At 73.6% G+C, this 24,156-nt stretch carries 21 protein-coding genes and 1 tRNA gene; 18 read left to right on the top strand and 4 right to left on the bottom strand.

The genetic code is table 11. The annotated features are described in order from the left end of the window. From HCN56_RS05240 to HCN56_RS05210, 7 genes are all read left to right on the top strand, one after another. The coding region (locus tag HCN56_RS05240; protein ID WP_167968293.1) for a hypothetical protein at positions 1 to 197 on the top strand (197 nt) is incomplete at its 5' end. Between the two features lie 44 nt (positions 198 to 241). Then, complete coding sequence (locus HCN56_RS05235) at positions 242 to 1,762, top strand: coproporphyrinogen-III oxidase family protein (protein WP_167968292.1); 1,521 nt, start codon at positions 242 to 244, stop codon at positions 1,760 to 1,762. Then, positions 1,752 to 2,498, top strand: a complete 747-nt coding sequence (locus HCN56_RS05230; protein ID WP_245245924.1) for a class I SAM-dependent methyltransferase — start codon at positions 1,752 to 1,754, stop codon at positions 2,496 to 2,498. The genes HCN56_RS05235 and HCN56_RS05230 overlap by 11 nt, the downstream gene beginning before the upstream one ends. Positions 2,499 to 2,610: 112 nt before the next feature. Further along, complete coding sequence (locus HCN56_RS05225; RefSeq protein ID WP_167968291.1) at positions 2,611 to 3,543, top strand: carbon-nitrogen hydrolase family protein; 933 nt, start codon at positions 2,611 to 2,613, stop codon at positions 3,541 to 3,543. Between the two features lie 49 nt (positions 3,544 to 3,592). Continuing rightward, positions 3,593 to 4,234 (top strand): class I SAM-dependent methyltransferase, encoded by a 642-nt coding sequence (locus HCN56_RS05220; protein WP_167968290.1) that lies wholly within the window; start codon positions 3,593 to 3,595, stop codon positions 4,232 to 4,234. Next, positions 4,231 to 6,663: an MFS transporter gene (locus HCN56_RS05215; protein ID WP_167968289.1), complete on the top strand. Its 2,433-nt coding sequence runs from the start codon at positions 4,231 to 4,233 to the stop codon at positions 6,661 to 6,663. Before HCN56_RS05220 ends, HCN56_RS05215 begins: the two co-directional genes overlap by 4 nt. A gap of 154 nt (positions 6,664 to 6,817) precedes the next feature. Further along, positions 6,818 to 7,423, top strand: coding sequence for a GyrI-like domain-containing protein (locus HCN56_RS05210; protein ID WP_167968288.1), 606 nt, complete (start codon positions 6,818 to 6,820; stop codon positions 7,421 to 7,423). Between the two features lie 94 nt (positions 7,424 to 7,517). Here HCN56_RS05210 and HCN56_RS05205 read toward each other — a convergent pair whose 3' ends face one another. From HCN56_RS05205 to HCN56_RS05190, 4 genes are all read right to left on the bottom strand, one after another. Further along, positions 7,518 to 8,363, bottom strand: coding sequence for a helix-turn-helix domain-containing protein (locus HCN56_RS05205; protein ID WP_167968287.1), 846 nt, complete (start codon positions 8,361 to 8,363; stop codon positions 7,518 to 7,520). Positions 8,364 to 8,693: 330 nt separating this feature from the next. Then, positions 8,694 to 9,254 carry a PIN domain-containing protein gene (locus HCN56_RS05200; protein ID WP_167968286.1) on the bottom strand — a complete coding sequence of 187 codons (561 nt, stop codon included), beginning with the start codon at positions 9,252 to 9,254 and terminating at the stop codon, positions 8,694 to 8,696. A gap of 3 nt (positions 9,255 to 9,257) precedes the next feature. Further along, a complete protein-coding gene (locus tag HCN56_RS05195; protein ID WP_167968285.1) occupies positions 9,258 to 9,719 on the bottom strand; it encodes a helix-turn-helix domain-containing protein in 462 nt (153 codons plus the stop codon). 516 nt (positions 9,720 to 10,235) lie between these two features. Further along, positions 10,236 to 10,307 (bottom strand) — tRNA-Arg (locus tag HCN56_RS05190). 126 nt (positions 10,308 to 10,433) lie between these two features. On the opposite strand from HCN56_RS05190, the gene HCN56_RS26175 reads away from it, so the two are divergent. The 11 genes from HCN56_RS26175 (at position 10,434) to prmC (ending at position 24,129) form a co-directional block, all read left to right on the top strand. Beyond that, on the top strand, positions 10,434 to 10,841 hold the full coding sequence (locus HCN56_RS26175) for a response regulator (protein ID WP_167968284.1): 408 nt from the start codon (positions 10,434 to 10,436) through the stop codon (positions 10,839 to 10,841). A gap of 26 nt (positions 10,842 to 10,867) precedes the next feature. Beyond that, complete coding sequence (locus HCN56_RS05180; protein WP_167968283.1) at positions 10,868 to 11,650, top strand: DALR anticodon-binding domain-containing protein; 783 nt, start codon at positions 10,868 to 10,870, stop codon at positions 11,648 to 11,650. Positions 11,651 to 11,975: 325 nt separating this feature from the next. Beyond that, positions 11,976 to 13,367, top strand: coding sequence for a diaminopimelate decarboxylase (gene lysA / locus HCN56_RS05175; protein ID WP_167968282.1), 1,392 nt, complete (start codon positions 11,976 to 11,978; stop codon positions 13,365 to 13,367). Between the two features lie 351 nt (positions 13,368 to 13,718). Next, positions 13,719 to 15,011 (top strand): homoserine dehydrogenase, encoded by a 1,293-nt coding sequence (locus HCN56_RS05170; protein WP_167968281.1) that lies wholly within the window; start codon positions 13,719 to 13,721, stop codon positions 15,009 to 15,011. A gap of 98 nt (positions 15,012 to 15,109) precedes the next feature. Then, the gene (gene thrC, locus HCN56_RS05165) at positions 15,110 to 16,204 is read left to right on the top strand and encodes a threonine synthase (RefSeq protein ID WP_167968280.1); all 1,095 of its coding nucleotides are present in this window, start codon (positions 15,110 to 15,112) and stop codon (positions 16,202 to 16,204) included. A gap of 561 nt (positions 16,205 to 16,765) precedes the next feature. Further along, the gene (gene thrB, locus HCN56_RS05160) at positions 16,766 to 17,704 is read left to right on the top strand and encodes a homoserine kinase (protein WP_167968279.1); all 939 of its coding nucleotides are present in this window, start codon (positions 16,766 to 16,768) and stop codon (positions 17,702 to 17,704) included. A 450-nt stretch (positions 17,705 to 18,154) separates the two neighbouring features. Further along, positions 18,155 to 20,140, top strand: coding sequence for a transcription termination factor Rho (gene rho / locus HCN56_RS05155; protein WP_312871057.1), 1,986 nt, complete (start codon positions 18,155 to 18,157; stop codon positions 20,138 to 20,140). 236 nt (positions 20,141 to 20,376) lie between these two features. After that, complete coding sequence (locus HCN56_RS05150) at positions 20,377 to 21,480, top strand: LCP family protein (protein WP_167968297.1); 1,104 nt, start codon at positions 20,377 to 20,379, stop codon at positions 21,478 to 21,480. Between the two features lie 156 nt (positions 21,481 to 21,636). Then, positions 21,637 to 21,855, top strand: coding sequence for a 50S ribosomal protein L31 (rpmE, locus tag HCN56_RS05145; protein WP_167968278.1), 219 nt, complete (start codon positions 21,637 to 21,639; stop codon positions 21,853 to 21,855). A gap of 207 nt (positions 21,856 to 22,062) precedes the next feature. Next, positions 22,063 to 23,133, top strand: a complete 1,071-nt coding sequence (prfA, locus tag HCN56_RS05140; protein WP_167968277.1) for a peptide chain release factor 1 — start codon at positions 22,063 to 22,065, stop codon at positions 23,131 to 23,133. Positions 23,134 to 23,247: 114 nt separating this feature from the next. After that, positions 23,248 to 24,129 carry a peptide chain release factor N(5)-glutamine methyltransferase gene (prmC, locus tag HCN56_RS05135; protein ID WP_167968276.1) on the top strand — a complete coding sequence of 294 codons (882 nt, stop codon included), beginning with the start codon at positions 23,248 to 23,250 and terminating at the stop codon, positions 24,127 to 24,129. The last annotated feature ends 27 nt before the right edge of the window (positions 24,130 to 24,156 follow it).

Raw genomic sequence — 24,156 nt, 5'->3', positions numbered from 1 at the left:
AACGCGAGCTGCGGCGCGGCACCGCCGGCAGCCTGCGCCGCGCCGCCGACCTCACCGCCCGCCTGCCGGAGCTGCGCGCCGCCACCGCCGCCGAGCTCGGACCCCACCGCGACCGACTCGCCGAACGGACCGCCACCGCGTTCCGCCGGCTGCTGCGCACCGAACACACCCTGGCGCGGGCGCTGTCCCGCGTCTGAACCACGGCGACCCCATCAGCCCCACCCACGAGAAGAGGGCAGCGATGACCGACCAGACCGGCGCCGCCGCGTCGCAGGAGACCATCACCCGCAACTTCCTGGACACGCCCAGCTTCTGGCGCCAGTACCCCGACCGCGACATCGAGTTCGTCCGCTGGTACCCCTGCAACATCGGGCCGCTGACCCCGGACCAGATGTTCGCGACGGTCGAGACCCGCCCGCGGACCGTCTCGTTCTACCTGCACATCCCCTTCTGCAACCAGGTCTGCACCAGCTGCCCCTACAACAAGCTCCACACCCGGAACACCCTGGTCACCGACTACATCGAGGCGCTCAAGGCGGAGGTCCTGCTCTACTCCCGCCTCGGCTACCTCGACGGCGTCACGTTCTCCTCCGGCTACCTCGGCGGCGGCACCCCCACCACGCTCCGCGCCGAGCAGCTGGACGACCTCCTCGGCTTCCTCCGCCGCCACCTGACCTTCACCGACGACTACACCGTCACCATCGAGAGCACCCCCGTCGACATCGACCAGCGCAAGATCGACGCGCTGCTCGCCAACGGCGTCAACCGCGTCAGCATGGGCGTGCAGACCTTCCACGACCCGCTGCTGCGCTACCTCGGCCGGGCCCGCGCCCACACCGGCGAGTCCGCACTGCGCACCATCGAACTGCTCGACCGCAACGGCATGGAGAACATCTGCATCGACTACATGATCGGCATCCCCGGGCAGACCCCCGAGCTGTGGGCCGCCGACATCGAGACCCTCACCAGCATCCCGGTGACCTCGTTCTCCGTGTACAACTACGCGGTCCTCCCCGGCTCGGAGGCCTTCTTCGCGGTGCAGAGCGGCATCACGCCGCCCTGCCCGAGCACCAAGGAGGCCGACGCGATGTACCACTACATGCACGAGGAGCTGCTCTCCCGGAACTACCTCGCGCTGACGTACAACGACTTCGCCGAGCCGATGCGGCCCGAGTGGGAGGCGAAGGGCGCGCAGACCTTCCCGGTCCTGCCCGACGGCTCCAAGCCGTACCGGGGGCTGCGGGCCGAGACCCTCTCGCTCACCGACCACCTCGCGCAGGTCTGGGGGCGCTGCGGCGACATGGTCGCCTTCGGCTCCGGCGCCTACGGCTACCTCAACAACCACCTGTACTGCACCGAACCGGACATCGGCCGCTACATCGAGACCGTCCGCGCCGGCCGCATCCCCGCCGTCATGGGCGCGTACACCGACGAGCACGAACGGCGCTGCCGCAGCCTCGTCCTGGGGCTGAAGCTGCTGCGCGTCAGCCGCTCCGAGTACCGCGCCCGACACGGCGTCGACCCCTACGCGTACTTCACCGAGAAGATCGACGACCTCGTCGCCAAGGGGCTGCTGACCGTCACCGAGGACACCCTGCAGGTGACGTACCCCAAGGGCTGGCACTACATCGACAACATCTCCAAGACGTTCTACTCCGAGGCCAACCACCGGCTGCCCCAGCCGTCGTCGGCCAGCACCGAGATCCTCAACTGGCAGGTCCGGCCTGAGAACGGAAGGCGGTCGCTGAACATTGTCCAGTGAACCCACCCGCATCTTCGACCTCGAACACCGGGTCAGCGGCCCGGACCCGTTCACCGAGGTCGAGAAGTGCCGGGACTTCGACCGCACCATGCGGACCCAGCTGATCATCCCGATGCAGCACCTGATGAAGCTGCTCGCCCCCTATGTCGCGGAGGCCGAGCAGGTCCTGGAGGTCGGCTGCGGCCCGGGCCTGGTCTCGCTGCGGCTGGCCGCCCTCCACAAGCAGGCCGAGTTCACCGCGGTGGACGCCAACGACCGGTTCCTGGAGGTGGCCCGCGAGAACGCGGTCTTCGCCAACCTCGTCAACTACGGCGGCCGCTTCACCTGCGACTGGTCCCACAGCACCCGGCTGCCGTTCGAGGACGACTCCTTCGACGTCGTCTTCAGCTTCTGCGCCGTGCCCCGCTGGTCGCGGCCGGCGATGACCATCGCCGAGTGCGCCCGCGTCTGCCGGCCCGGCGGCACCGTGATCGTCTACGACCTCGCCCGCGACGCCGACGAGGGCATGATCTCCTTCGTCCTCCAGTACTCCGCCGGCGAGGCCGACCAGTTCATGCGGTCGCTGCGCAGCGGCTACACCGTCCCCGAGATGCGGGAACTCCTCGCCGGACTCGGCCTCGACGACTGGTCCGTCGCCCGCGAAGGCATCAACCTCGTCGTCTCCTCCCGCCCGCTCGGCGTCGACTACGCGGTGGGCGACCCCGGCATCTACGAGGACATCTTCACCGAGCGGTGACCCCGACCGGGGCGCCGCCGGGCGGCCCTCCCGCCCCCGCCCGGCGGCGTGCCCGCCACCGACTGCGCACCTGCGCCCGTCCGCCCACGCCGAACCCGACAGGGGAGAACGCATGGAACCGACACGCCGGCCCCGGGTCGCCCTGCTCCAGACCCGCTGGCGCGACGACCCCGAGGCCAACCTCCGGCAGGCCGTCGCGATGCTCGAAGCACTCCCGGACGGCACCCACCTCGCGGTCCTCCCCGAGTTCTTCCTCGGTCCGCCCTTCTACTTCCCCGGACGCCAGCACCTGCGCGGCGTCATCGACCACCCGATCCCCGACCCCGTCTTCGACCTGCTGGGTGACGTCGCCCGCCGCAAGGGCTGCTGGATCATCTGCGGCTCCGTCATCGAGCGCACCCCGGAGGGCACCTACCACAACACCGCGGTGGTGCTCGACGACACCGGCGCCGTCGTCGCCGCGGTCCGCAAGGTCCACCTGTTCTCCGCCGAGTTCGTCGCCCTCGCCCCCGGCGACGAGGCCGTCGTCCTCGACACCCCCTTCGGCCGGCTGGGCATCTGCGTCTGCTCCGACTTCTGGATTCAGGAGATGCCGCGCCTGCTGGCGCTCCAGGGCGCCGAGATCATCGCGGTGCCGGCCGCCGCGCTGCGCGGCAACCTCCCCGCCACCAAGCCGTGCGTGCTGGCCACCGCGGTCTTCAACGCCGCCGCCGTGCTCTACGTCGGCAGCGTCGGCACGGCCTCCGGCGAGCGCGGCGGCCGGACCGTCACCATCGACCTCGCCGGCCACTCCACCGTCGCCACCCCCGACGGCATCCTCGCCGAACTCGACGAGGAGGAAGCCGCCCTCCACGCCGAGGTCGACCTCGACCGGCTCGCGGAACTGCGCCGGATCGACCTCTCCTTCCAGGAGACCGCCTACTTCGGCCTGCACGGCCGCCGCCCCGAGCTGTACACGCCGCTGACCGCACACGCCGAGGGCGTCACCGGCCTCGGCCCGGTCCTCACCGACCACTTCGAGCGGCGGCTCAAGGAGACCTTCTGACGCCCGCCCCGACGCACCCCCGAACCGACCGGACCGTGAGGAGAGAGCCGTGCAGCTGCTCGGCACCACCGGCATCGACTGGAACCGGACCTACGAGACCGGGCAGTACGCCCACTTCTGGGAGATCGCCCACCCCTCCCAGGAACTGGTGGGCTTCCTGACCGCCCGCCCGCCGGGCGACGGCCGGACCGCCGTCGACCTCGGCTGCGGCACCGGCAGCGACGTCGCCGAGCTGGCCCGCCAGGGATACCGGGCCATCGGCTTCGACCTCAGCCCCGCCGCCGTCCGCATCGCCGGGGAACGTGCCCGCGAGGCGGACGTCGAGGCCGAGTACCGCGTCGGCGACGTCCTCGCGCTGCCCCTTCCCGACGGCAGCGTCGACCTCCTCCTGGACCGCGGCTGCTTCCACCACCTCGGCGACGAGGACCGCGGCCGGTACGCGGCCGAGGTCGGCCGGGTGCTGCGCCCCGGCGGTGAACTGCTGCTGCGCGGCGTGCGGTACACGACCTTCCCGTTCAAGGCGGTGACCGCCGAGGCGCTGGCGGCCGTCTTCCCGGCGGCCGGGCTGGTGGTGGACCGCGTCGTCCCGGCGCTGCTCACCACCGACGCCACCTCGCTGGAGAAGAACGTCTGCCTGCTGCACAAGGCCGGGGCCGCCGTCCCCGCAACCGGGCCCGGGAGCGCCGCATGACACCGGGCGGGGCGCCCGGCCCCGCGCCCGCGGACCCGGCGGGGACAGGGGAGACGGCGGAGACGGCGGAGACGAGGGAGGCAGGGGAGGCAGGGGAGGCAGGGGAGCGCAACCCCTGGCCGATCCTCGGGGTGCTCACCATCGGCCTCTTCATGACCCTCCTCGACCTCACCATCGTCAACATCGCCTTCCCCAGCGTCATCACCGACCTGGGGGCGACCCTCGACGAGGGGCTGTGGGTGTTCAGCGCCTACATCCTCGTCTTCGCGACGCTGCTGATCCTCGGCGGCAGACTGGGCGACACCTTCGGACCCCGGCGCGTCTACCTCGTCGGGCTGGTCGTCTTCGTCCTGGCCTCCCTCGCCTGCGGCCTCGCCGACGACGCCGCCGTCCTCATCGCCGCCCGCGCCGTGCAGGGGCTGGGCGGCGCACTGATCGCGCCGCAACTGCTGCCGATCACCGCCGCCGTCTTCCCGCCGTCGAAGTGGGGCGCCGCCTTCGGGCTCTCCGCCGCCCTCTCCGGCCTCGCCATCCTCGCCGGCCCCACCCTCGGCGGCGTCATCGTCAACTACCTCAGCTGGCGCTGGATCTTCCTCATCAACCTGCCCGTCGGCCTGCTGACGCTCGTCCTGGTGCTCCGCGTCGTCCCCGACCTGCGACCCGGCCGACGGCACTCCTTCGGCCTCGGCTCGACCGCGCTCCTCATCGCCGGGCTCGGCGCCTGCTGCTTCGCGCTGATCGAGGGCGAACGCCTGGACTGGTCCCCGCTGGTCTGGACGCTGCTCGCGGCGGGCGCGGCGCTGCTGGCGCTCTTCGGCCTCGTGCAGCACCGCAGCCAGGGCCGCGGCGCGCTGGTCCCCTTCGCACTGTTCCGCAGCCGCAACTTCGCCTCGATGACCGCCGTGCTCGCCGTCACCGGCTTCGGGATGCTCGGCGCCTTCCTGCCGCTGACCATCTACCTCCAGGCGATCCTCCAGATGAGCCCGCTGCGCGCCGGACTCACCATCGCGGCGATGCCGCTCACCTCGACCCTGGTCGCCGGGATCGCCGGGCGGCTGGCCGACCGGTACGGCGGCCGCAGGTTCCTCCTCGCCGGTCTCGGCTCCTTCGTCGCGGGCATCCTCCTGCTGGCCGCGGTCTCCACCCCCGACGCCACCACCTGGCGGCTGGTCGGCCCGCTGGCCCTGATGGGGCTGGGCACCGGGCTGATCTTCGCCCCGCTCTTCGCCGTCGCCTTCACCGACCTCGACCCGGGCCTCTCCGGCGCCGCCTCCGGGGTCATCAACACCGCGCAGGAACTCGGCGGCCTGATCGCGACGGCGGTCGTCGGCGCGATCCTCCAGGCGCGGCTGGTGGCCGGCATGCGCGCCTGGGTCGACGAACAGGCCCTGGCCGTCCCCGAGGCGGGCCGCGAGGAGTTCCGCGCCGCCTTCGACCCCCTCGTCTCCGGCGGCGTCGACCTCACCACCTCCGGCCCGGCCGCCGTGCCGGAGGGGACCGACCCCGAGCAGATGCAGGCCACCATGGCCGCCTTCGCCGAGGCTTTCGTCTCCGCCATGCGCGAGGCGTACGCCGCCCCCGTCGTGGTGCTGCTGGCCGGCATCGCCATCGTCCTGCTCGTCCGCCTCACCCCCGCGGCGGCCGCCGCCCCACCCGCCGGACCGGGCACGCCGCCCGGCACCGGGCCCCGCACCGCGGTACGCCGCGACCAGGAAAGGACAGCCGTGCAGCAGCAGAACGCCTCCGCGACCACCGTCATCGGCCTCTACCAGATCGCACCCGGCAAGGAGGCGGAGATCCTTGCCGCGATCGGCCGCCACTGGCCCGCCCTCGACCGACACGGCCTGGTCACCGGTGCACCCGCGGCCGTCTACACGGGCGACTGGGGCGACGGCCGGTTCGCCCTGGAGATCGCCACCTGGAAGAGCGACGAGGCGCTGCACTCGGCGTTCTCCCAGCCGGAGATCACCGCGATCTGGCAGGAGATCAAGGAACTCACCGTGGACCGCAACGGCAGGGACGGCGTGGAGTACCCCGCCGTCACCGCGCTGCCGGCCTTCGCCGACCTGCCGGACGAGCGCCACGACGGGCCGTACGCCACCGGCGTCGCCGTCCACCAGATCCGCCCCGAGCACGTCGACGCCATGCGGGAGTTGCTGGCGGAGGAGTACCAGGTGCTGCTCGCCGAGGGGTTCGTGCCGCGCCACCGCCCGCAGGCCTACCTCGGCAAGGACAAGCACGGCCCGTTCTCGGTCTCCGTCGTCGACTGGTACGAGCCCACCGGCCCCGGAAAGGCCTTCATGAACGGCAGCGTCAACGCGCTCTGGCGCCGCACCCAGGCGTACACCACGGGCCGCGCCGGACGGCCGGCCAGTGAATACCTCTGGGCCGAGCGCGTCGAATCCGCGGAGAATGCCGCGGGCGACTGAGGCGTGCGGGGCGCGCAAATGTGCCGTACGGAAGCACCGCGCGCCCCACGATCGGATGCACGCCCGGTGGAGTTCACCCCGATCGGGGCAGCCGCCGACAGCCGGTCTGGAATGGTGTGACCGTCACCATTCCGCACCGACGAGGATCAGCGACATGCCCGGTTCCACCAAGAAGATCGACTACAAGCGTGAATTCAAGGAGGTCTACTCCGCACGGAAGAACCCGGCGATCATCGACGTCCCGCCGCTCAGCTATCTCGCTCTCGACGGCGAGGGCGGCCCCTACTCGGAGGCCTACCGCGACGCCGTCTCGGCCCTCTTCGCCATTTCGTACAAGGCGAAGTTCCTCGTCCGCGGCGACACCGGCGTCGACTACGGCGTCATGCCGCTGGAGACGCTCTGGCACACCGACGGCGCCGACACCGGCAAGGGCTCCTGGCGCTGGTCGGCCATGATCATGCAGCCGGAGCCGGTCGACGAGGATGTGCTCGGCCGCGCACGGGACACCGTCCTGGCCAAGGGCGAGCACCCGGCCGCCGGCGGCGCCGCCCGCCGCGAGCTCGCCGAGGGCACCGCGGCCCAGGTGCTGTACGTCGGGCCCTACGAGGAGGAGGACCCCGTCATCGACGCGCTCCACGCCTTCATCCTGGACAGCGGCGCCCGCTCGGCCGGCACCCACCACGAGATCTACCTCAACTCCCCGGACCGCACCGCCCCCGAGCGCCTCCGCACCATCATCCGCCAGCCCGTCCGGCGCTGACCCCGGCCCCGGCCCCGGCCCCGGGCCGCCCCGCGCCGCCTCGGTGCCCGCTCGGCCCGGCCCGGTGCGGTCGCCGAGGCGGAGGGGGGCCCGCTCACCGCAGCGGGATGCCGACCTCGGCGACCAGCCGCGGCCCGTCGGGCGCGGGGCAGCCGTCCGGATAGGCGAAGAACGGCAGCCCCGCGGCCGGCCCCGCGAGGCCGGTCATCACCGCCGCCACCGCGAGATGCATGTAACTGAAGGGAAGGAAGGCGAGCGGGCCGGCGTGCCGCGACAGCAGCAGCCGCTGCTCGCCGACCACCTGCACCCCCACCCCGTTGCCGGGCCGGACCCCCTCCTCCAGCACCAGCCCCAGGTCGCAGCGGACGGGCTCGCCGAGGAACCGCCCCGGGTCGTCGTGGCAGAGCAGCACCGGCCGCCGCTGCGCCGCGGCGTCCCCCGGCCGCCCGGACCAGCGGCCGAGCCGCCGCCACAGGTGGTGGGCGTCGTCGAGCGGCCCGAAGTGCCGGAAGAACGCGATGGTCTGCGGCGGCTGGTGCACGGTCTTCAGCCCGTCGCAGCAGACCCCGGACTCCGGCCAGGGGCTCTCGGCCCGCCGGGAACGGGCGCTGGCCGGACAGCTGCCGTAGCTGTCGCGGAACGCCCGGCTGAACGCCGCCGAAGAGCCGTACCCCGCCGCCAGGGCGATGTCGATGACGGGTTCCTGCGTGAAGACCAGGCGGTAGGCGGCCAGCTGGAGCCGCAACCTGCGCACGAAGCGGAGCAGCGGGTCCCCGGTGGCGTTGCGGAAGATCCGCCGGAAGTGGTGCGGCGCGGTGTTGGTCTCCCGCGCGAGGGCGTCCACGTCGATCTCCGCCCATCCGTCGCGGGCCCAGGCGGACGCCTGCCGCACGGCCCGCATGATGCGTTCGTCATTGCGTGCGACCGTGTCGTGCCGCATGGCATTCCCCCGCCCGTCAACCACCGCCGCGGAATTCGCGATGGGACGGGCCCCACTCACCCGGAAACGCCCGGGATCTCCCGGGCCCGAGGCCCCCACCGGTATCTTCCGTGCTGATTCACGACAGATTCCCCACGGGAGCGTATCCCATCCGCTTCGGCGCGGCGGGGTTTCACGGAATCGTTCTGTTGAACCGGTCAGGGTGGCGCGCGCCGGTGAATTCCGGAATCCTCCGGCGCACCCGCCTGGCAATCACGCCGATTGCACGACGGCGCACGTATGTGGCGCAGGGTGGTGAATTGCGGCGGCGCAGACGGCATACGCCCGGTGTCAGGAGCGGGCGCGCAGCGCTGCTGCCGATGCGACGAGGCCCTCGCGTTCGAGCGCGTCGATCACGTCCGCCACGACCGCGTTGGGCGGTGTCCGCCAGACGTCCGCCATCCGGGTGAGCACCCCGTACACCACCTGGGGTGCGAGGTCGACCTGGGCCTCGATGAAGGCGTCCGGGTGGACAGCCTGGACGTCCCAGGCGGCCAGGGCATCACCGGGGAAGTCCCTCAGGTTGGCCGTGACGATGACCTGCGCCTTCGCCTTGATCGCGGCGGCCAGCACGTGCCGGTCACCGGGGTCGGGAAGGTCGAGTACCTCGATGAGGGGCTCGTACCCCTTGACCAGGACATCCCGGACGGCTCCCGCCATCAGCTCGCGGGTGCGGTCCAGCTTCTTCGCGTCGAGGTCGGGTCGGTTCCGCCCGAGGTTGCGGAAGGTCTCGTCGAGAATCCGGTCGGTCCACTTCGCCTGGACCAGCCCTGCCTGCGCGACGCGGATGAGGACGTCGCGCAGCGTGCTGGGATACAGCACGTTGGCGTCGTAGACGGCGACGAAAGCCATGAACTAGATCGTTCCCATCTCCTGGCCGAGCTCCGTGAGCTCGTCGGCCACAGCGCGCCGGCGGTGATCGTCCCTGCGCTGGTACTCCAGGACGGACGAGGCGGTGATCCTTCGGTGCGAGCCGACGGTTCTGTACTCGATCTCCCCGGCTTCCAGGAGGCCGATGAGGAACGGGCGGGACACGTTGAGCATGTCGGCCGCCTGCTGGGTGGTGAGTTCGGCGTCAGCCGGAACGACGGACACGGCTCGACCGGCGCTGAGGTGGGCCAGGAGCGTTGCGAGCAGTTCGACCGCCTCGCGCGGCAGGGCGAGGGACTCGCGGCCGTCCCCGTCCTCGACCGTGACGGTGACCTGTGAGGCCGTCCGATGGTCGTCGAGGTAGGCCCGGACCTGGGCGAGAGCGTGATTGGCCGACTGCTGCTTGTCGTCCGGAAGTCTCACCGGGCGGGTGTCGATCTTGGTCATGGTGCGCCCCTGGGGTAGTGGGTCGGGCGTCAGGTGGTGTGGTCCTCCACCGCGGCGCCGGTAGGTCGGCACCGGAACCGCCGCTGCGCTCGGGCGGCGTCGGGACGGCGGAGGTGCGGACTGTGACGGTTCCCGGTTGTCGGTCGTTGCTGAGCGATACTCGAAGTATCCGCAATATTCGAAGCAAGTGCAACGCCGACTCCGGGATGGTCCGCGGATGCCGTGACACCGCCGGTGCGGCAGCCGGGTGTCGCCCGTGGGGTCCGGGATTGCGCACCCGAGGCCGTCCGCCGGCGCCGGGGCTGTATCGACGGCCACGAGGCGGTGAACAACCAGAGGCTCGCGCGGACCTGGGACCGGGTTCGGAGTCCGGAGGGGGAGGCACGGGGGGCCACGCGCCACTCACGCGTGAACACCACTGGACAGCGAAAGGGCCGGACTCAGTGAGACTGAGTCCGGCCCTTTTTCGTGGCACTCGCGCTGGTCGGAGGAATCATCCTCGACGCCGTTGCGAAGTGCCCCCGGCAGGATTCGAACCTGCGCACACGGCTCCGGAGGCCGTTGCTCTATCCCCTGAGCTACGGGGGCGTCGTCACCGCTTCTCGCGGCGACGGGAAGAACACTACCAGCTCGCAGGCGGCCTCCCGCACCACGGTTTCACCAGTTGGGGGAAAGCGCGTACAAGGGCCGACCCGCCGCCCTACGCTGAGGGACGTGCCTGGGGCCTGCGGCCGGGTGCTGGTGGTCGACGACAGCCAGGTGATCCGGCAACTCATGAGGGTCGTCCTCGAACTCGACGGGTTCGAGGTCATGACCGCGACCGACGGTGTCGCCTGCCTGGAGAACGTGCGCGGGCTCCGACCCGACCTGATCACCCTCGACGTGGCGATGCCGCGGCTCGACGGCCTGTCCACCGCCGAACGGCTGCGCGAGGACCCCGACACCGGGGACATCCCGCTGATGCTGGTCTCCGCCACCCCGGTCGGCCCCCGCCCGCCCCCCGTGGACGCGGTCGTCCCCAAACCCTTCGACCCGCACGAGCTGCTGCGGCACGCCCGGCGCCTGGCGCGCGGCGCGGCCCGTCCGTCGCCCGTCCGGTGGGCAAGATCCCTCGCCGGCTGAGCCGCGGCGTCTCGTAGGCTGCCCCCATGACCCCGACCCAGCTCGCCGACGCCGTGCTGCGCTCCGTGCGCGCCGCGGTCGCCGACGGCGAGCTGCCCGCCGGGACCGGCGCCGGGGACGCCCTGCTGCGCCGACCGCCGCACGGCGGCGCCGACTGGTCGACCGGTATCGCGCTGCGGCTCGCCGGCCCGGCCGGCAGGCCGCCGCAGGCGGTGGCGGACACGCTGCGGCGGCGGCTGGCGGAGACCCCCGGCATCGCCACGGTGACGGTGGCCGGCCCCGGGTTCCTCGACATCGCCCTGGCCGACGGCGCGGGGGCCGCGCTGCTGGCCGAGCTCCTCGCGCTGCCCGCGCCGCCGGTGCTGCCGGAGGACCCGGCGCGCGACGCCCGGGCCTGGCGGGCAGCCTCCGACGAGCGCCCCCCGGCCGGTCTCGACCTCCTCAGCCAGCGCACCGAGAACCCGCTCTTCCGGGTGCGGTACGCCCACGCCCGCGCCTGCTCCGCCCTGCGCGGCGGGGCGCAGCTCGGGATCGCCCCCGAGGCCGCGGCCGCCGAGGAGCTGCGGCACCCCGCCGAGCGCGCCCTGCTGGCGCTGCTGGGCGAGCGCCACCGCGCCGGCTCGGCCGGCTGGCTGGTCCGGCTCGCCGACGCCCACCTCGACGCGGCGACCGCCGCCCCGGTGCTGCCCCAGGGCCCGGAGAAACCCGGGGCCGTCCACCGCGCGCGGCTGGCCCTCGCCCGGGCCACCGCCACGGTGCTCGCCGACGGCCTGTCCCGCCTGGGCATCGGAGCGCCCGACCACCTCTGAGCCCCGGCCGTCCCATCGCCGGGTGCGCGAACCGCCCCACCGCCGGGCGCACCGAGCACTCCCGCCGCCTTCCGCGCCGCCGACGCCGTCGGCGCGGGAACCGCGCCGCGACGGTGCGCCCCGGGACCGGCGGGCCCCGTCCGACCCGGACCGACGGCCCGGCCGTGACGGCGGACCCCCGGTCCCCGTTCCCCTCCTGACCGCACCGTCCCGAGCGCGGGCACCCTCGTGGGAGTCCGCGCCCCGCACGCACCGCGAACCGTCAACCGCGACCGCGAACCGCCAACCGCGACCGCGAACCAGCAAGAAAGCGACAGCAGCAGCCATGAGTCGTTCCGCGCACCCCGCCGGGCCCCGCCACGCCGATGTCCTCCCCGAGGGCCACCACGGCCCGCCCCCGGCCGATCTCAACGAGCTCGACCCCCGGGTCTGGCCCCGCACCGCCCGCCGCGGGCCCGACGGGGCCCTGACCATCGGCGGCGTCGACGTCCGCGCGCTGGTCGAGGAGTTCGGCACCCCCGCCTACTTCCTGGACGAGGAGGACTTCCGCGCCCGGTGCCGCGCCTGGCGCGACGCCTTCGGGCCGGACGCCGACGTCTTCTACGCGGGCAAGGCGTTCCTGTGCCGTGCCGTGGTGCGGTGGCTCACGGAGGAGGGCCTCAACCTCGACGTCTGCAGCGGCGGCGAGCTGGCCACCGCGCTGGCCGGCGGGATGCCCGCCGACCGCATCGCCCTGCACGGCAACAACAAGTCCGCCGCGGAGATCGAGCGCGCCGTCGAGGCGGGTGTCGGCCGGATCGTGCTGGACTCGCTCCAGGAGATCGAGCGCGTCGCCGCCACCGCGCGGCGGCTCGGCCGGCGCCAGCGGGTGCAGCTGCGGGTCACCGTGGGCGTCGAGGCCCACACCCACGAGTTCATCGCCACCGCCCACGAGGACCAGAAGTTCGGTCTGGCGCTGGCCGGCGGCCAGGCCGCCGACGGCGTGCGGCGCGTCCTCGCCCAGGACAGCCTGGAGCTGGCCGGGGTCCACTCGCACATCGGCTCGCAGATCTTCGACACCGCCGGGTTCGAGGTGGCCGCCCACCGGGTGGTCGGGCTCCTGAAGGCGATCCGCGACGAACACGGCCTGGAACTGCCCGAGATCGACCTCGGCGGCGGCCTCGGCATCGCCTACACCCCGGCCGACGACCCCCGGGAACCACACGAGATCGCGAGGGCGCTGCGGGACATCGTCACCCGTGAGTGTGACGCGGCGGGGCTGGCGCGCCCCCGGCTCTCCGTCGAGCCGGGCCGGGCCGTCGTCGGCCCGACCGCGGTCACCGTCTACGAGGTCGGCACCACCAAGGAACTTCCCGGGCTGCGCACCTACGTGAGCGTCGACGGCGGCATGTCGGACAACATCCGCACCGCTCTCTATGACGCCGAGTACTCGGTGGCGCTGGCCTCCCGCACCTCCGAGGCGCCCCCGATGCTGACGCGGGTGGTGGGCAAGCACTGCGAGAGCGGCGACATCGTCGTCCGCGACGCGCACCTGCCCGCCGACACGGCCGTCGGGGACCTGCTCGCCGTGCCCGCCACCGGCGCCTACTGCCGCTCAATGGCCAGCAACTACAACCACGTCGCCCGGCCCCCGGTGGTCGCCGTCCGCGACGGCCGGGCCCGGGTGCTGCTGCGGCGCGAGACGGAGGAGGACCTGCTCCGCCTCGACGTGGGCTGATCCCCGCGCGGCGGGCCGGGAGCGCGCGGCGCCCCGCGCCCGCCGCCGCTGCTCGCGCCACGGGCGTGCGCCGACGGCGCGCAGCGGTCCGCCGTCCCGACTCGAACTGTCGTGCCTGTTGCGCGGCGCGTCGGACGGGCATGTGCCGCCGCCCGCCGGAGATCGGCCCCGTCCGGCCGATGTCCGGCGGGCGGCCCGCGTATCTCGCATACTGACACCGGCCGTGAAGAGCCGTCCCCGGTGGGCGAGACTTGCGGTGCGGGAGTCGCCGCGCGCCGTACCCCGGCCGCGGCCCGGGCCCGCCGAAGCGGCGGTACGTGCGGTACGAGAGCGGAGAGAGAAGGTCGGGCGATGACGGATGGGCGGCCGCTGAAAGTGGCGCTGCTGGGGTGCGGAGTGGTCGGGTCGCAGGTGGCACGCCTGGTGACGACGCACGCCGCCGACCTGGCCGCCCGGGTCGGCGCGCCCGTGGAACTGGCCGGTGTCGCGGTCCGCCGCCCTGGCCGGCTGCGGGAGGGCGTCCTCTCCGAGCTGATCACCACCGACGCGCAGGGGCTGGTCTCCCGCTCCGACATCGACGTCGTCGTCGAGGTCATCGGCGGGATCGAGCCCGCCCGGTCCCTCATCTCCACCGCCTTCGAGAACGGCGCCAGCGTCGTCACCGCCAACAAGGCGCTGCTGGCCGAGGACGGCCCCTCGCTCTACGCCGCCGCCGACAAGTACGGCGCGGACCTCTACTTCGAGGCCGCCGTCGCCGGTGCCATCCCGCTGCTGCGGCCGCTGCGCGAGTCCCTCGCCGGCGACAGCGTCAACCGGGTGCTGGGCATCGTCAACGGCACCACCAACTTCATCCTCGACCGCATGGACACCAGCGGCGCCGGCTACTACGAGGCGCTGGAGGAGGCGACCGCCCTCGGCTACGCGGAGGCCGACCCGACCGCCGACGTCGAGGGGTTCGACGCCGCCGCCAAGGCGGCGATCCTCGCCGGCATCGCCTTCCACACCCGCGTCCGGCTGGACGACGTGCACCGCGAGGGCATCACCGAGGTCACCGCCTCGGACATCGCCTCCGCCCGCCGCATGGGCTGCACCGTGAAGCTGCTCGCCATCTGCGAGCGCGCCGCCGACGGCCGGTCGGTGACCGCGCGCGTCCACCCCGCGATGATCCCGCTCACCCATCCGCTGGCCTCGGTGCGGGAGGCGTACAACGCGGTGTTCGTGGAGGCCGACTCCGCCGGCAGCCTCATGTTCTACGGCCAGGGCGCCGGCGGCGTCCCGACCGCGTCGGCGATCCTCGGCGACCTGGTCGCCGCCTGCCGCAACAAGGTCAGCGGCGCCCGCGGCCCGGGGGAGTCGGCGTACACCATGCTCCCGGTGAGCCCGATGGGCGACGTCGTCACCCGCTTCCACATCAGCCTCGACGTGGCGGACAAACCGGGTGTGCTGTCCCAGGTGGCGGCGGTCTTCGCCGACCACGGGGTGTCGATCGACACCGTGCGGCAGCAGGGCAAGGACGGCGAGGCGTCGCTGGTCGTGGTCACCCACCGCGCACCGGACGCCGCGCTGACCGCGACGGTGGAGACGCTGCGGGGCCTGGACACCGTCCGCGGCGTCGCCAGCATCATGCGGGTCGAGGGCGAATGACCCGGCGTGCTGCCCGGCCGGGCGGCACGCGGCGAACAAGTACACCGGAGAGTCCGGGGACTCGGGTGAGCCGGAGAGTCAGGGAAGCAGTGGACGTCATGGATGCACAGCAGACCACCACCAGCCGCCAGTGGCGGGGAGTCATCGAGGAGTACCGCGAGCGGCTGCCCGTCTCCGCGACGACGCCCGTGGTGACGCTGCGCGAGGGCGGCACCCCGCTGGTGCCGGCGCAGGTGCTCTCCGAGCGCACCGGCTGCGAGGTGCATCTGAAGGTCGAGGGTGCCAACCCGACCGGTTCCTTCAAGGACCGCGGCATGACGATGGCCATCTCCCGGGCGAAGGAGGAGGGCGCGCAGGCCGTCATCTGCGCCTCGACGGGCAACACCTCCGCCTCGGCCGCCGCCTACGCGGTCCGCGGCGGCATGGTGTGCGCGGTGCTGGTGCCGACCGGGAAGATCGCCCTCGGCAAGATGGGCCAGGCGCTGGTCCACGGCGCTCGCATCCTGGAGGTCGACGGCAACTTCGACGACTGCCTGGACCTCGCCCGGGGGCTGTCGGAGAAGTACCCGGTGGCGCTGGTCAACTCGGTCAACCCGGCGCGGATCGAGGGGCAGAAGACCGGCGCCTTCGAGGTGGTCGACATGCTCGGCGACGCGCCCGACATCCACGTGCTGCCGGTCGGCAACGCCGGGAACATCACCGCCTACTGGCGCGGGTACCGCGAGTACGCCGACACCACCTCGCCGCTGGGGGCGCCCGCGACGCGGACCCCGCGGATGTGGGGCTTCCAGGCGTCGGGCGCCGCTCCGATCGTGCGCGGCGAGCCGGTGCGCAACCCGGCCACCCTGGCGACGGCGATCCGCATCGGCAACCCGGCGTCCTGGACGCAGGCGGAGGCGGCGCGGGACGAGTCCGGCGGGATCATCGACGAGGTGACCGACCGCGAGATCCTCTCCGCGTACCGGCTGCTGGCCGCGCAGGAGGGCGTCTTCGTCGAGCCGGCCTCCGCCGCGTCGGTCGCCGGCCTGCTGAAGGCGGCGGCCCGCGGTGAGGTCGACCCCGGGCAGCGCATCGTCTGCACCGTCACCGGCAACGGCCTGAAGGACCCGGACTGGGCGGTGGCCGGCGCGCCGCCGCCCATCACGGTGCCGGTGAACGCCGACGCGGCCGCCGAGCGGCTCGGCCTCGCCTGACACGGCGTCGGCCCGGCCCCGGCCCCGGTATGCCGGGCGCGTACGGCTTCCCTCCGCAGTGCTGTTGCTGCCCGAAGGGGCGACACGGCAGCGCGCTGGGGCACCCTCTGCGGTCGGACAGCGGGCCTTGGGTAGGCTGGGCCGCGTTCCGGCAGGCCGGAGCGGTACCGCCGCCGGCGGCTCCCGACCAGGAGCGTCGGGGAGGGGCCGCCCCGCCGCCCGCGGGACGGGCTCCGCGGTCTCGCGGGCCGTGCGCCCACCGCACCCAGCGGGCGGGCCGAACCGACCTCCTGCCACGGCGGACCGGTGGCCGGTGCCGACCGGCACCGTACCGAGGCAGCGCGGACCGGCACCTCGGTGCCGCTGGGCGCCGTCGATGACGACGACGGCCCCGGGCGCCCACCGTCCGGACGTGGAGCCGCCCGTCGCGGCGCGACCGTCGGGGAGCGGCGTTCCGCGCGCGACCCGGCCCCGTGTCCCGATCCCCGCAGTCACCACCCTCGGCTGTCCGCCGGCATCCGCCGGAGGACAGCCGGCACCAGCAAGGAGAGTCGTCGAGCGATGGCGCACCCCGCATTCCGTGCCGCGCCCGTCCGGGTCCGCACCCCCGCCACCAGCGCCAACCTGGGCCCCGGCTTCGACGCGCTGGGCCTCGCCCTGGGGCTGTACGACGACGTCGTCGTCCGGGTCGCCGAGTCCGGCCTGCACATCGACATCGCGGGGGAGGGGGCCGACACCCTGCCGCGCGACGAACGGCACCTCATGGTGCGCGCGATGCGCACCGCCTTCGACGTGCTCGGCGGACAGCCGCGCGGTCTGGAGGTGGTGTGCGCCAACCGCGTCCCCCACGGCCGCGGTCTCGGCTCGTCCTCCGCGGCGATCTGCGCCGGCCTGATGGCGGCCAGGGCGGTGACCACCGGCGGTGAGGCCCGTCTGGGGGACCGCGCGCTGCTGGAGCTGGCGTCCGAGATCGAGGGCCACCCCGACAACGTCGCCGCCTGCCTGCTCGGCGGCTTCACCATCGCCTGGACGGACGGAGGCGCCGCACGGGCGGTGCGGCTCGACCCGGCCCCGGGGATCGCCCCCGTGGCCTTCGTCCCCGCGCAGCCGCTGCGGACCGAGACGGCGCGCGGCCTGCTGCCGCGGTCCGTTCCGCACGTCGACGCCGCGTTGAACGCGGGGCGTTCGGCACTCCTGGTCGAGGCCCTGACGCGCCGCCCGGAACTGCTGCTGCCGGCGACCGAGGACCGGCTGCACCAGGAGTACCGGGCCTCGGCCATGCCCGGCAGCGTGCAGTTGGTCGCCCGGCTGCGGGAGGAGGGCGTGCCCGCGGTGGTCTCCGGGGCCGGGCCCACGGTGCTGGCGCTGGTCGGAACCGCGGAGGCGGACCGGGTGGCGCGACTGGCCGGTGACGGCTGGGCCGCCAACCGGCTGGAGCTGGACGCGGCCGGGGCGAGCGTGCTGCCGCTCACCGCGGGGGCCGGCGCCGACGCGGGGTGAGAATCCCCGTTCCCGGTGTGAGCCGGGCGCCCGGGTGGGCATGCATGAAGAGCATGGAGAGGGGGGAATACCGGCAGTATCCGGTAGTGTTAATCTCAGGTCTACACGTACCGTCCCTGCGGATCACTCCGAGGGGTGGCCGTCGCGTCCGCGGTGGCATCGTCCCCGGGGCACCCGGGCGGCACGGTACGCCGGGGTCCCGTCGTCAGGGGCCGCGTCTTCTTCCGGGAGCTCCCTCTGCCTCAGCAGCCTGCCTGGCAGAGCTCGGCACGCTCCGGATCCGGTACGACGGTCCCATCGACCATTCCGTACTTTGTCGAACCGTTCTCACCGCCGCCATGAGCAGGCGGACCACCGCCCCGGCCGGTCCATCAGACGAGACCGCAGCCGGACAGCACGACCGGTCGCCGAGCCAGACAGGCCGACGTCCGCTCCAGGGAAGGACCCTTCGTGAGCGACACCACCGATCTGATGGGCGCGAGTGCCGACAGCGCCGACAAGACTGCCGGTGCTGCCCCCGCGTCCGTGACGGACAGTGCTGCCAAGACGCCGCGTCGCCGGCGTTCCGGCACCGGCCTCGAGGGCATGGTGCTGGCTGAGCTGCAGCAGGTTGCCTCCGGCCTCGGCATCAGGGGCACCGCGCGGATGCGCAAGAGCCAGCTGATCGAGGTCATCAAGGAGAAGCAGGGGTCCGGCGGCGCGCCGGCGGAGCCCGCGCCCGCCGCGGAGGCACCCGCGGCGGAGAAGCCGAAGCGGCGTGCCACCTCCCGCGCCCGCACCGACGCCAAGGCCGCCGCCCAGGCGGAGGCACCGGCGCGCGCCGAGGGCGACGAGGGCGCGAAGGACTCCGTGCCGGACTCCGTCCCGGCCGCCAAGGAGAAGGAGTCCGCCCGGGGCGACGCCGTGCAGCCCGTCAAGTCCGAGAGCGGCAAGGGCGATTCCGCCCGCGCTGACGGGTCGTCCAAGGACGACGGCGGAGAGCGCCAGGGCAAGCGGGAGCGCCGCGGCAAGAACGCCGGTCAGGGCGGTGGCCAGAACCAGCAGGGCGGCGGCCGCGGCAACCGCGACGGTGGCGGCCGGGACGGCAACCGCGACGGCGGCGGGCGCGACGGCAACCGCGACGGCGGTGGCCGCGGGGGCAACCGCGACGGCGGCCGCGACAACCGCGGTGACGACGGCAACCGCGACGACGACTTCGAGGGCGGCCGCCGCGGCCGCCGGGGCCGCTACCGCGACCGCCGCGGACGCCGCAGCGGCGGCCGCGAGGACTTCAGCGAGCCGCAGGTCGCCGACGACGACGTGCTCATCCCCGTCGCCGGCATCCTCGACATCCTGGACAACTACGCCTTCGTGCGGACGTCCGGATACCTGCCGGGGCCGAACGACGTCTACGTCTCCCTCGCCCAGGTCCGAAAGAACGGCCTGCGCAAGGGCGACCACGTCACCGGCGCCGTGCGCCAGCCCCGTGACGGCGAGCGCCGCGAGAAGTTCAACGCCCTGGTGCGGCTGGACTCCGTCAACGGCATGGGCGCCGACTCGGGCCGCGGCCGCGAGGAGTTCAACAAGCTCACCCCGCTGTACCCGCAGGAGCGGCTGCGGCTGGAGTGCGAGCCGGGCTCGCTCACCCCGCGGATCATCGACATGGTCTCGCCGATCGGCAAGGGCCAGCGCGGACTCATCGTCGCGCCGCCCAAGACCGGCAAGACGATGATCATGCAGTCGATCGCCAACTCGATCACCCGCAACAACCCCGAGTGCCACCTGATGGTCGTGCTCGTGGACGAGCGGCCCGAGGAGGTCACCGACATGCAGCGGTCGGTGAAGGGCGAGGTCATCTCCTCGACCTTCGACCGCCCCGCCGAGGACCACACGGTCGTCGCCGAGCTGGCCATCGAGCGCGCCAAGCGCCTGGTGGAGCTGGGTCACGACGTGGTGGTGCTGCTGGACTCCATCACCCGGCTGGGCCGCGCCTACAACCTGGCGGCCCCCGCCTCCGGGCGCATCATGTCCGGTGGTGTGGACTCCACCGCGCTGTACCCGCCGAAGAAGTTCTTCGGCGCGGCGCGGAACATCGAGGACGGCGGTTCGCTGACCATCCTCGCCACCGCCCTGGTCGACACCGGCTCCCGCGCGGACGAGGTGATCTTCGAGGAGTTCAAGGGCACCGGCAACATGGAGCTCAAGCTCGACCGGAAGCTCGCCGACAAGCGGATCTTCCCCGCCGTGGACGTGGACGCCTCCGGTACCCGCAAGGAGGAGATCCTCATGGGTGCCGAGGAGCTGGCCGTCGTCTGGAAGCTCCGCCGGGTGCTGCACGCCCTGGACCAGCAGCAGGCGATCGAGCTGCTGCTGGACAAGATGAAGCAGACCAAGTCCAACGCCGAGTTCCTGATGCAGATCCAGAAGAACACCCCGTCGCCGAGCAGCGGCGACTGACCGCCGCGCCGCGGCGCCCCCTCCGGGCTCCGCGGCGCGCCGGTTACCACGTCCGGGGCCGCCCCACCACCGCTGGTGGGGCGGCCCCGTCGTCGTCCCCCGTTCGCCGTAACGCGGGGGCGCCAGGGGCGGCGGCCGACCCGCGAGCGGGCCACAATCGGGTGATTCGGGCCGCCCCGCGCGGCGCCCCGTCGGCCCCTGCCGGGGCGGGCGTACCCGAGGACGAGGCGGTGACCATGGCGCAGCAGTTCCCCACCTGGGGACCGCGGCCCCCGTCGCACCGCCCGCGGCCCGCCCGGCGGCGGCACGCGGTGTACGCGGTGGCGGGCGCGCTGCTCGCGCTGCTCCTGCTCGCCGGGGGCGGGGCCACCGCGCTCTACCTCCGGTTCGACGGCAACATCTCCGAGATCGACATCGACGCGGCGCTCGGCGCCGACCGCCCCGAGGACGAGCCCGGCGGATCGCTCGACATCCTGGTGCTGGGCTCCGACAGCCGCGAGGGAGAGAACGAGGTGTACGGCCGGCAGCAGGGCGGCCCCCGGGCGGACACCGCGATGGTGGTCCACCTGGCCGAGGACCGCCGCGGCGGCACCGTGGTGTCGATACCGCGGGACACCCTGGTCGACCGGCCCGCCTGCCGGGACGAGGACGGCGGGGAGGTGCCCGCGGCGGAGCGGGTGATGTTCAACGAGGCGTTCGCGGTGGGCGGGCCGGTCTGCGCGGTGAAGACCGCCGAGGCGATGACCGGCGTGCGGATGGACCACTACGTGGAGGTCGACTTCCGCGGCTTCGAGCAGATGATCGACGCGCTCGGCGGTGTCGAGGTCACCCTGGACCGCCCGCTGCGGGACTCCGACAGCCGGCTGGACCTCGCGGCGGGCGACCACCGGTTGGACGGGGAGACGGCGCTGGCGCTGGTGCGGACCCGCAAGAGCCTGGGCGACGGCAGCGATCTGGAGCGCATCCAGCTCCAGCACTCCTTCCTCCGCGCCCTCGCGGCGGAGGTCCGGGAGGTCGGGGTCCTCGGCGACCCCCGGCAGCTGTACCGGCTGGCGGACACCGCGACCGGCGCGGTCACCACCGACAGCGCGCTCGCCTCCGTCCCGGAGCTGACGGCGCTGGCGCGCCGACTGGGCGACATCCCGCCGGAGCGGCTCCAGACGGTGACACTGCCGGTCGGGTACGACCCGGTCGACCCCAACCGGGTCGTGCCGCTGGAGCCGCAGGCGTCGGGGGTGTGGGACGCGCTGCGGGCGGACGTGCCGGTCCCCGACCGCCTCACCGAGGGGTCCGAGGCCGAGCCGAAGCGTGACGCCGACCCGCCCGCCCTCAGCGGCTGACGCGCGGCGGGGGCACGGGAGCGGGGGGAATAGCGGGCCCCCGGATCACGTTTTGGCTGTCACGACCGGTCCTGGCAGACTGGTGCGTCGGCCCCGGTTCACGCGACGCATTCGGCGGAGCGACCCGGAGCCCTCCCGTGACACCAAGGAGACACCGTGAAGCGCGACATCCACCCGGAGTACGTGGAGACCCAGGTCAGCTGCACCTGCGGCGCCTCGTTCACCACTCGTAGCACCGTCAACAGCGGCAGCATCCGTGCCGACGTCTGCTCCGAGTGCCACCCGTTCTACACCGGCAAGCAGAAGATCCTCGACACCGGTGGCCGGGTGGCCCGCTTCGAGGCGCGGTTCGGCAAGAACGCCGCCAAGAAGTAGCGCACGAACGCCGGCTCGGCCGCTCCCCGCGCGGGGGCGGCCGGACCGGCGTTTTCCGTACGGCGCCGCGGGCCCCCCGGCGGCGCCGCCGGGCCGCCCGCCGCACGACGGCGTGACGCGGCCCCGCCCGCGCCGCCGCGCCGGGCCAGCGACCCACCCAGCGATCCGCGCCAGCGGTCGACACCAGCCTCCCGGGAGCCACCGATCATGTTCGAGGCGGTCGAGGAACTCATCGGCGAGCACGCCGACCTCGAACGGCAGCTCGCAGACCCCGACGTCCACGCGGATCAGGGGCGCGCCCGCGCCATGAGCAAGCGCTACGCCGAGCTGACACCGGTCGTGGCCGTGTACCAGGAGTGGCGCGGTTGCCGGGACGACATCGCCACCGCGCGGGAACTCGCCGCCGAGGACCCGGAGTTCGCGGGTGAGGTCAAGGAGCTGGAAGCGCACGCGGAGGAGCTGACCGAGCGGCTGCGGCTGCTGCTGGTCCCGCGTGACCCCGCGGACGACAAGGACGTGATCCTGGAGATCAAGGCGGGCGCGGGCGGCGACGAGTCCGCCCTGTTCGCCGGCGACCTGCTGCGGATGTACCTGCGCTACGCCGAGCGCACCGGGTGGCGCACGGAGATCATTGACGCCACCGAGTCGGAGCTGGGCGGCTACAAGGACGTCCAGGTCGCGGTGAAGGCGCGCGGCCGCGCGGAGCCCGGACAGGGCGTCTGGGCGCGGTTGAAGTTCGAGGGCGGCGTCCACCGCGTGCAGCGCGTCCCGGCCACCGAGTCGGCGGGCCGTATCCACACCTCCGCCGCCGGCGTGCTGGTCACGCCCGAGGCCGAGGAGGTCGAGGTGGAGATCAACCCCTCCGACCTGCGGATCGACGTCTACCGCTCCTCCGGGCCCGGCGGCCAGTCGGTCAACACCACCGACTCCGCCGTCCGCATCACCCACGTGCCGACGGGCGTCGTGGCCTCCTGCCAGAACGAGAAGAGCCAGCTCCAGAACAAGGAGCAGGCGCTGCGCATCCTCCGCTCCCGGCTGCTGGCGGCCGCCCGCGAGGAGGCCGAGCGGGAGGCGTCCGACGCCCGCCGCAGCCAGGTGCGCACCGTGGACCGCTCGGAGAAGATCCGCACCTACAACTTCCCCGAGAACCGCATCTCCGACCACCGCGTCGGGTTCAAGGCGTACAACCTCGACCAGGTCCTCGACGGCGAGATCGACGCCGTCATCCAGGCGTGCGCGGACGCGGACTCCGCGGCGCGGCTCGCCGAGGACCGCTGACCGCCGACGGCACGACGTCCGGCGCGGTGCCGCACCGCCCGCGCCGGAGCCCGGACCGCCGCCCGCGCGGCGACGTGAGAAACGAAGGGACACGGTGAACGTAGGGTGGGTTCCGTGACTCCGACCTCCCCGCCGCCCCGCTCGCTGCTGCTCGCCGAAGTGGCCCAGGCCACCCAGCGGCTCGCCGCCGCGGGGGTCGCCAGCCCCCGGTTCGACGCCGAGGAGCTGGCGGCGTTCGTGCACGCCACCGACCGCGCCAAGCTGCACCTGGTGGGTGACGCCGACTTCGACGCCCGCTACTGGGAGGCGGTCGCCCGGCGGGAGGCCCGCGAGCCGCTGCAGCACATCACCGGCCGCGCCTTCTTCCGCTACCTCGAACTCCAGGTCGGTGCCGGGGTCTTCGTGCCGCGGCCCGAGACCGAGTCCGTCGTCGGCTGGGCGATAGACGCGGTCCGGGCGATGGACGTGGCCGAGCCGCTGATCGTCGATCTGTGCACCGGTTCGGGCGCCATCGCGCTCGCCCTGGCGCAGGAGGTCCCGCGTTCGCGCGTCCACGCCGTGGAGCTCGACGAGGACGCGCTCGGCTGGGCCCGCCGCAACGTGGCGAACACCGCCGAGGGGTCCCGCGTCACCCTGCACCACGGGGACGCCCTCACCGCCCTGCCCGAACTCGACGGGCAGGTCGACCTCGTCGTCTCCAACCCGCCCTACATCCCGCTCACCGAGTGGGAGTACGTCGCCCCCGAGGCCCGCGACCACGACCCGGAGCTGGCGCTCTTCTCGGGCGAGGACGGCCTGGAGACCATCAGGGGCCTGGAACGCACCGCGCGCCGGCTGCTGCGCCCCGGCGGCATCGTCGTCGTCGAGCACGCCGACACCCAGGGCGGACAGGTGCCCTGGATCTTCACCGAGGACCGCGGCTGGGCCGACGCGGCGGACCACCCCGATCTCAACAACCGACCCCGGTTCGCCACGGCTCGCCGGGTCACCCGCTGACGCGGGGCGCATCGAAGGAGCACGCAC

The sequence above is a fragment of the Streptomyces lonarensis genome (assembly GCF_012033735.1).
Classification (GTDB): domain Bacteria; phylum Actinomycetota; class Actinomycetes; order Streptomycetales; family Streptomycetaceae; genus Streptomyces; species Streptomyces lonarensis.
Note: the sequence above shows the minus strand (reverse complement) of the source record. Positions and strands in the feature narration are given on the sequence as shown.